General features: G+C 39.3%; 3 protein-coding genes. All 3 read right to left on the bottom strand.

All coding sequences use genetic code 11. The annotated features are described in order from the left end of the window. On the bottom strand, positions 1–4,442 hold a 4,442-nt coding region (locus EV142_RS23805), incomplete at its 3' end, for an AMP-binding protein (protein ID WP_132038349.1). Positions 4,443–4,479: 37 nt separating this feature from the next. After that, positions 4,480–5,157 carry a hypothetical protein gene (locus tag EV142_RS23810; protein ID WP_132038350.1) on the bottom strand — a complete coding sequence of 226 codons (678 nt, stop codon included), beginning with the start codon at positions 5,155–5,157 and terminating at the stop codon, positions 4,480–4,482. A gap of 48 nt (positions 5,158–5,205) precedes the next feature. After that, on the bottom strand, positions 5,206–10,356 hold a 5,151-nt coding region (locus tag EV142_RS23815), incomplete at its 5' end, for a condensation domain-containing protein (RefSeq protein ID WP_132038351.1).

The raw sequence follows: 10,356 nt of genomic DNA on the forward strand, positions 1-10,356 counted from the left end.
ATGTATGGACTTTTGATATACACTTCCCCTATTTCTCCCCACATGCTGAGTCCGCTGTCATTGATTACAGCTATCATACTGTTGTCGATAGCTTTCCCAACAGGTAAAACGGTACCGGCGTCTAAATCTCCTTCCGGAATATGGTAACAGCTTTTCAAAACCGTAGTTTCGGTCAGTCCGTATAAATTGCTCATGCGGGCCGTATTTCCGGAAAGGGAGCGCCATAAAGCCACATCACGACCGTATACTTTTTCTCCTGCCAGAACCACTTCTTTTATCTCTTGTAAAGAAAGATTTTGTTCCACCAGACTGTTCGTCAATAATCGGAATAAAGAGGGAACCGTTTGTAAAATGGTTACTTTTTCTGCTGAAAGCCATTGGCTTAACAACACCATATTCTCGCGCGTTTTCGTACCTGGAATACACAAACAGCTTCCTGAAATCAAACTCGTTAAGATGTCTTTTAAACTGGCATCAAAAGTGACTGAAGCAATCTGGCTTACTCGGCTTTCGGTATTGAAACCAAAAGTGTTTTTGTGCCAGTTGATATAATGTGAAATACTTTCCTGATTCCCCACAATCGCTTTCGATTTTCCAGTGGTACCGGAGCTGTAGAAAATATAACTGCTGTTATTTATTGGATACTCAACTGCAACATTTTCTTCACTGTAATTTTCTAAACGATAATTCGATGCTATATATTCGCCTGAAGTATTTAATTGATACACTTCTAAACCTCTGCTCGAATCTGATAGTTTAAATACGACAACATGCGTGAATTCATGATCAATATCCTGACTTTGAAATACAGTCCACGAACCTTCATCGGTAATTAAAACTTTCATCGCCGTTTCTGAAACAGCCTGCTGCATTCGGGTCAATGAAAAACTATTCGATAGCGGCACATAGGTAATTCCAGTCTTCAAACACGCCAATAAACTTCCGATTAATTCTTTTCCGCCTGGCAGTAATACACCCACTGCATTATTAGATGACAAACCTGTCTCCAATAACAAACTACTTAACTGGTTGGCAAAGGAGTTTAAGGCGGCATAACTTGTACGTCCACTATCTTCCACAATTGCGGTATGATCCGGATAAGCAGATACAATTTCCTCGAAGCTTTTGTGAATGTATAATGAAGCTGTTTTTTCTATATTTTTTTCAAACCAATCCGTTGCTGACAACTCGTCTTGCGCTAAATAGGTTAAATCCTTCAGAGCTGCTTCGGGTGTCGCAACAACTTCCGAAAGTAACTTGTCTAAATGATTGACCATACGTGTAATACGATCACTGTTATATAAGTCGGTACTGTATTCGATGCTTCCTTCTAAATGATCTTCACGATCGATAAACTGAAAACGTAAGTCGCCTTTACTGATTTGTTTTTCTTCATTGGCAGATACGACTTCCAAACCTTCCATCTCCAAAGAGTCCATCAATTGTAAATCTACATTTTGAAGAATGACTACAACATCAAATAAGGGTGAACGGTTACTCGCAACATCGCTGTCCAGTTGTTCTACCAATAAGTCAAAGGGATAGGTTTGATGATTGAATCCCCCTACACTTATTTGTTTTACGTGGGCTAATAATTCCTTGAAATTATCTTCTCCGTTAAATGCAGCGCGTAATGCTATTGTGTTCAGGTACAATCCGATTTGATTCTCCAAATCGGAATGATCTCTTCCCGCTACGGGTGTCCCTAAAGTAATGTCCGATTGTCCGGTGTAACGGTATAATAAGGCATATACTAAAGCACTAACGCCCATAAACTGGGTACAGCCTGCTTCAGAACATAGTGCTTTTAAGCCTGCACTTGCTGCTGCAGAGAAGAAGAAATGATGTTGTGTTCCCTGGTGGCTCATTATTTCCGGACGAGGACGATCGGAGGCCAATTCTATTCTTGGTGCATCTGATAAATGAGTTTTCCAGTAATTTCCGGAAACTTCAAAATCAGTGCTTCTTACCAGTGAAGATTGCCACGCAGCATAATCTTTGTACTGAATTGGTAATGGTGCTAATGAAACGGATTCATTTCGAATCAATCCATTGTAATAGGTTACCAAATCGCGCACTAAAATCTGCATCGACCATTCATCTGAAATAATATGATGATCTGCAAACACTAAATCGTAGGTATTGGCTCCGTATGAAAATAATTTTACCCGGAATAAAGGCCATTGACTCAAGTCAAAACGTTCATTTCGCAATTGTTCTACCAGTTCCTCTTTGCGTTCCGGAGCTGCACTAAGGTCTATGGTTTCTATATCTACGATAACATCGCTGCTATTTAGTATTTTCTGACGTGGTTCGCCTTCTTTAAGTATAAAAATGGTTCGTAAACTTTCGTGTCGGTCAATTAGTTGTGTAAATGCCTTCGTTAAGGCGCCTAAGTCCAGATTTCCTTTTAAACGATATACTTCCGAACCATTAAAGGGTGAAATTCCTTCTATTTGCTGTTCGATTAGCCACGTACGACGCTGCGCATGTGACAAGGCATAATCCTGCTGTTGTGCTGCTTTTTCAATAGCATTGTAGGCATTTCCTTTTGATTCTGCTATTAATAAAGCCTGTGCTTTTAATTGGGAATGATTAAAAATTTCTCCAATGTTAAGCTGTACTTCGTGTTGTTTGTATACACGGGAAATCAACTGAATCGCTTTTAGAGAAGATCCGCCTAAGTCAAAAAACGAATCGTTTCTCCCGATACTGCTTTGCGGAACACTTAAAAGTGCTGCCCAGATTGCACTTAGTGAAGTTTCAATGGCACCGCTTGGCGCTTCATAGTTGCCTGCACGCAACAATTCTGATGGTTTCGGTAAGGCGCGTTTGTCGACTTTACCGTTTAGTGTCAACGGAAATTCTGCTACATAAATAAAGTAATCCGGAATGCTGCTGCGGTCTAATGTTGCGGATAAAAGCAAACGCAATTCACCCGGACCGTATTCCGTTCCGCTGTAATAACACAATAAAGAATCTGCTGTAACATCTGTATGTAAAAGTAGCTCTACCTGACCTACTCCTTCCAGATTTAATAAAGAACTTCTGATACCGTCCAGTTCCACACGTACGCCGTGCAATTTGATCTGATCGTCGATTCTTCCCAGAATTTCCAGGTTTCCATCGCTGTCATAACGGCCAAGGTCACCTGTTCTGCAAACCAAATCTTCACGATCCAAAACCAGTGGATTCTGTACAAATAAGGCTACCGTAAGTTCCGGATTCAAATAACCTTTACTTACATACGGACTTTTGATATAGACTTCGCCGATTTCTCCCCTGTTACAGATTCCTTTTTCGTTAATTACTGCGATCAAAGTATTGCTAATTGCTTTACCGACAGGTAAAACCGTACCAGCGTCTACATCATTGTCGGGAATATGGTAACAGCTTTTCAAAACTGTCGTTTCGGTCATTCCGTATAAGTTACTCATGCGGGCCGTATTTCCGGAAAGGGAGCGCCATAAAGCAACATCACGACCGTATAATTTCTCTCCTGCCAAAACCACTTCTTTTATATCTTTTAAAGCAATATTCTGTTCTGCAAGACTATTGGTCAACAATCGGAATAAAGACGGAACGGTCTGTAAAATGGTCACTTTTTCTTCTGAAAGCCATGTACCTAACAACATCATATTCTCACGCGTTTTCGCAGCCGGAATACACAAAGAACTTCCCGAAGTCAAACTCGTTAAGATGTCTTTTAAACTGGCATCAAAAGTAACTGAGGCAATTTGACTTACACGGCTTTCGGTGTTAAATCCGAACGTATTTTTGTGCCAGTTGATATAGTGTGAAATACTTTCCTGATTCCCAACAATGGCTTTCGACTTGCCGGTTGTACCGGAACTGTAGAAAATATAACTGCTGTTATCTACCGGATATTCTGCATCAATATTAGCTTCGCTGTAACGCTCTAAACTATAATTGGACAATTCATATTCGCCCGAAGCATTTCTTTGGTATACCGCTAAACTGGTTTGCTCCAATGCAATCAAATCTAAATTTCCAAGTCCCAAATCTCCCAAAAGGGAAGAACCGGATGCTTTAAATACTAAAACAAAGCCAAATTCATGACGGATGTCCTGATTTTGAAAGGCGGACCAGGAAGTATTATCCGTAATTAAAACTTTCATCGGTGTTTCTGAAACGGCCTGCTGCAATCTTGCCTGCGAAAAGCTATTCGATAAAGGCACATACGTAATTCCGGTCTTCAGACAAGACAGTAAACTTCCGATAAGTTCTTTTCCGGCAGGTAATAATACCCCAACCGAATCATCAGATGACAGGCCCGTTTCCAATAACAAACCGCTTAACTGGTTGGCAAATGAATTTAATGATGCATAACTCGTACTGCCATTAGATTCCACTAATGCCGTATGCTCAGGATAAGAGGATACAATATCCTCGAAACTTTTGTGAATATATTTTTTAATCATTGATTTGATTTTTATTGTAGACGTAAAGCGTTTTCTTTTATTTGGTAAGAATCAGAATTAATCGGTGATGAGGTTCTTTATTAAAAGTTTTTGCAAGCTCTTCCTGCAATAGGACTTTATATCCCAAAGCGATCGCCGTATTTATTATTTCCTGATTCGATTTTGGTCTTTTTTCTGAAAACAATACCGGAATGCCGTAGTCAATTACATTGTTTATAAAAATTTGTCCTCCTGTTTTTAAGGAGGAATAAATATTGGTCAGCAATAATTTGTAGTCTATATAATTAACAATCTGAGAGACGGTAATCACATCATAAAAGTTTTCGTGTGCTCCGAACTGAGAGGTCATTTTTTGTTTTAAATCCTGCGGAAATGTGATCGCGTTAATGTCAAGATTCAGAATATTACAATCAAATTTTTCTGTTAACCAACTGATTACATTCTGATCATTTTCTAAAAAACTAACTTTTCGGTCTTTTGGCAAGGTATTAATGGCTTCATCAGAAAATAATAAAGGCGTAAAAAAAGGTCCTATTTCTAAGTATTGTTTTGAAGAATGGTTGGCGTATTCCAGTACATAAGGGAGTAATTTTCGCCCTGTTTCAATCATTCTGATTCTGGCTTCCGCATCAAACTCTTCTCCGAAATTATTGTTGTCTAATGACCATCCCGGCCATTCTATATCGTAACTTTTCTCTATACTGTCTTTTTTCATATTTTCTGTGTGATGGTTGTTTTGTAAATAGTGGTTCGTTATATTTTTTTAATAGTCTTCTAATAAATCATCTGCAAAACTGGCGCGTTTGGCGGCCAGTTTTTTCGTTTGTATTTCGGATAAGAAGTTTAATTTTCTAATTTTAGTCGTTGGCTTTTCAAGAATCCCCGCTAGCAGATTATTCAGATCTGTAATCATACGTGCAATACGATCGCTATCATATAAGTCTGTGCTGTATTCGAGACCTCCTTCTATATGCTCTTTTCGTTCAATAAATTGAAATCTTAAATCGCCTTTACTAATTTTCAATTCTTCGTTGTCAGAGGTTACTTCCAATCCTTCCATTTCTAAAGATTCCAGTTGTAAATCTATATTTTGCAGGATGACTACAACATCAAATAAGGGTGAACGGTTTTTAGCGGCATTGATCCCTAATTCCTCGACTAATAAATCAAATGGATAGCTTTGATGATGGAATCCCGCTACACTTATTTGTTTTACCTGTGCGAGTACTTCTTTGAAAGTATCTTCACCGCTAAATTTGGCTCGAAGTGCTATTGTGTTCAGATACAAACCAATTTGATTTTCTAAATCAGTATGATCTCTCCCGGCTACCGGTGTTCCCAACGTAATGTCTGATTGTCCGGTGTAACGGTATAATAAGGTATATACCAAGGCACTAACTCCCATAAACAGGGTACAGCCGGCTTCAGAACATAATTCTTTTAAGGCCGCACTTGCTTCTTTGGAAAATGAAAAATGCTGTTGCGAACCCTGATGGCTTATCGTTTGAGGGCGTGATCGATCGGAGGCTAATTCTATTTTTGGTGCGTCGAGTAAATGAGTTTTCCAATACTTACCGGATACTTCAAATTGCGTACTTCCGATATCCGAAGACAGCCAGGCTGCATAATCCTTGTATTGAATGGATAATGGTTCCAAAGAGGATTCCTCTGCTCGCAGCAATCCATTATAATAACTTACCAAATCACGTACTAAAATTTGCATGGACCATTGATCAAGAATGATATGGTGATCTACAAAAACTAAATCATAGACATCGGCTCCGTATGAAAGTACTTTTACCCTAAAAAGCGGCCAGCTGCTAAGATCAAATCGTTGGTGTCGTAAGTCTTCTGTTATTGTATTCCTAAGTTCAGGAGTTTCACTGATGTCTATAGTTTCTATGTTGACCACCACATCGCTGCTTTTGATTATTTTCTGACGTGGTTCGCCTTCTTTCAGGATAAAAATGGTGCGTAAACTTTCATGTCGGTCAATTAGTTGTGCAAATGCCTGCGTTAAGGCAGCTACGTCCAGATTTCCTTTTAATCGATATACTTCTATTCCGTTAAAAGGTGAAAATCCTTCTATCTGCTGTTCAATCAACCACGTACGACGCTGAGCATGTGATAATGCATAATCATATTGTTCTGCTATTTTTGGTATGGCATGATAGACTGTTTTATGGTTAGAATCGGAGAGCAGCGTTGCCTGTGCCTTTAGTTCTGAATAGTTGAAGATATCCGCAATAGCTAATTGTATATCATGTTTTTTATATACATGTGTAATTAATTGCATTGCTTTTAGTGAGGAACCGCCTAAATCAAAAAAGGAATTATTTCTTCCAATACTACTTTGCGGAACACCCAGAAGTTCTGCCCAGATAGTACTCAGTGAAGTTTCGATTGCACCTATTGGCTCTTCATAGTTACTGCCACGCAATAATTCTGATGGCTTTGGCAGGGCACGTTTATCGACTTTGCCGTTTAGGGTCAAAGGAAATTCTTCCACATAAATAAAGTAATCCGGAATACTGCTGCGGTCTAATTTGGCTGATAAAAGCAAACGTAATTCGCCTGAACCGTATTCTGTTCCCGTATAATAACATAGTAATGAATCTGAAACATCCGTGTGTAACAGCAGTTCTACCTGTCCGACTCCTTCTAAATTCAACAAAGAACCGCGAATACCGTCCAGTTCTACACGTACGCCGTGCAATTTGATCTGATCATCGATTCTTCCCAGGATTTCTAAGTTTCCATCGCTGTCGTAACGGCCCAAATCTCCTGTTCTGCAAACCAGATCTTCTATGTCGCTAACCAGTGGATTCTGTACCAATAAGGCTTTTGTAAGTTCCTGATCCAGGTATCCTTTGCTTATATATGGACTTTTGATATAGACTTCACCGATTTCTCCCCACATGCTGAGTCCGCTATCATTGATTACAGCTATCATGCTGTTGTCGATAGCTTTTCCAACAGGTAAAACGGTACCGGCGTCTAAATCTCCTTCCGGAATATGGTAACAGCTTTTTAAGACTGTAGTTTCGGTCAGTCCGTATAAATTGCTCATGCGGGCCGTATTTCCGGAAAGGGAGCGCCATAAAGAAATATCACGGCCGTATAATTTTTCTCCTGCCAGAACCACTTCTTTTATATCTCTTAAAGAAAGATTCTGTTCCACCAGACTGTTCGTCAATAATCTGAATAAAGAGGGAACAGTCTGTAAAATGGTTACTTTTTCTGCTGAAAGCCATTGGCCTAACAACACCATATTCTCCCGTATTTTTGTACCTGGAATACACAAACAGCTTCCCGAAATCAAACTTGTTAAGATGTCTTTTAAACTGGCATCAAAAGTGACTGAGGCAATCTGGCTTACACGACTTTCGGTGTCAAATCCGAAGGTGTTTTTGTGCCAGTTGATATAATGTGAAATACTTTCCTGATTCCCGACAATCGCTTTCGACTTGCCTGTGGTACCCGAACTGTAGAAAATATAACTGCTGTTCGTAATTGGATAATCAACTGCAACATTGGCTTCACTGTAACTTTCTAAACTGTAATCCGATACTGTATATTCTCCCGAAGCACTTACCTCGTATACTGTCAAAGTGGTCTGCTCAAGTGAAATCAAATCAAAATTACCAAGTCCCAAATCTCCCAAAACGGAAGAACCTGATGCTTTAAATACTAAAACATGAGTGAATGCATGACGAATATCCTGATTTTGAAATACAGCCCAGGAAACATCATCGGTAATTAAAACTTTCATGGCGGTTTCTGAAAGGGCCTGCTGCATTCGTGCCAGTGAAAAACTGTTCGATAAAGGCACATAGGTGATTCCTGTTTTAAAACAAGCCAGTAAACTTCCGACCAGTTCTTTTCCGCTATGCAATAATACACCTACCGAAGCATCTGATGACAAGCCTGTGTCCAGTAACAAACCACTTAACTGGTTGGCAAAGGAGTTTAAGGATTTATAACTTGTACTTCCATTAGCTTCTATTAATGCCGTACGATCCGGATAAGAGAATACCATATCCTCAAAGCTTTTGTGAATGTATTTTGAAGGTACTTTTTGTACCGGTTTTTCAAACCAATTCGACGAAGACAATTCTTCTTCGCCTAAATAGATAAGCTCTTTCATGGAAACCTTAGGCGAATTCACAATTTCTGCCAGTAAGTTTTCTATGTGATTCTGCATACGAATTATTCGATCTGCATCATATAAATCAGTATTGTATTCAATATTACATTGTATGAAATCTTCATGCTCCGTAAACTGAAAGCGTAAATCGCCTCTGCTGATTTTTAATTCTTCGACGTCGGATGTTACTTCCAGACCTTCCATCTCTAAAGATTCCAGTACTTGTAAATCTACATTTTGAAGAACGATCAGGACATCAAATAAAGGGGAACGGTTGTTAGCAACATTATTGTCTAATTCATGGACTAATATATCAAACGGATAGTTTTGATGACTGAATCCTGCTACACATACTTGTTTGACATGGTCTAATAATTCTTCGAAACTATCATCGCCTTTAAATTGCGCCCGCAATGCGAGGGTGTTGATATAGAATCCGATTTGCTTTTCTAAATCGGCATGATTTCTTCCGGCAACCGGCGTTCCCAAAGTGATATCGGATTGTCCTGTATAACTGTATAATAGCGCATATACTAAAGAACTTACCCCCATAAATAAAGTACATCCCGATTCCGTACAAACTGCTTTTAATCCTGAGCTTGCTTCTTTTGAAAAGGAAAAATTATATTGAGATCCCTGATTGCTAATTACGGCCGGACGCGGACGATCAGAGGCTAATTCTATTCTTGGCGCATCCTGTAAATGTGTTTTCCAATACTTTGCGGAAACTTCAAAATCTGTACTGTTTACCAGTGAAGACTGCCAGGCTGCATAATCTTTGTATTGAATTGGCAATGGCTCTAAAGCAACTTCTTGTTTTAAAACGAATGCATTATAATACGTTACCAAATCTTGGATTAAGACCTGTAAAGACCATTCATCCGAAATAATATGATGATCTACATAAACCAAATCATAGACATCCGCTCCGTAGGATAGTAATTTTACCCGGAATAAAGGCCATTGGCTCAGATCAAAAGCAGCATTTCTTAATTCTTCGATCAAGATGCTTCTGCGCTCCGGAACTGCACTGATATCAATGGTTTCTATATCAACCACAACATCACTGCTGTTTAGTATTTTCTGACGTGGTCTGCCTTCCTTTTGGATAAATATAGTGCGAAGGCTCTCATGACGATCGATAAGTTTTTTAAACGATTGGGTTAAAGCTTCAATATCTAAATTTCCCTTTAAACGATAAATATCTACACCATTAAAAGGAAAAACACTGTCTACCTGCTGCTCAATAAGCCACATTCTGCCTTGTCCGTGAGAAACGGCATAATCGTCCTGTTCTGCTACTTTTTGAATAGAAAGGTAAGTGTTGCCTTTTGATGCTGCTATTAAGGAAGCCTGCGGTTTTAATGTGGAATGACTGAAGATTTCTGCAATACTCAATTGTACCTCGTGGTTTTTATACACTCTGGAAATCAGCTGAATCGCTTTTAAAGACGAACCGCCTAAATCAAAAAACGAATCGTTTCTTCCGATACTGCTTTGCGGAATGCTTAGCAGTTCTGCCCAGATATTACTTAGTGAGGTTTCAATCGCACCGCTTGGTGCTTCATAGTTGCCTGCACGCAATAATTCTGATGGTTTTGGTAAGGCACGTTTGTCGACTTTACCGTTTAAGGTCAACGGAAATTCTGCTACATAAATAAAGTAATCCGGTATACTGCTGCGGTCTAAGGTTGCCGATAAAAGCAAACGTAATTCGCCTGAACCGTATTCTGTTCCGGTATAATAACAGAGTAGAGAATCTGCTGT

Source organism: Flavobacterium circumlabens (genome assembly GCF_004345565.1).
Lineage (GTDB): Bacteria > Bacteroidota > Bacteroidia > Flavobacteriales > Flavobacteriaceae > Flavobacterium > Flavobacterium circumlabens.

Excerpts from the sequence above, each read along its gene's own strand:
- EV142_RS23810 (WP_132038350.1), bottom strand. The coding sequence starts at position 5,157 with ATGAAAAAAGACAGTATAGAGAAAAGTTACGATATAGAATGGCCGGGA.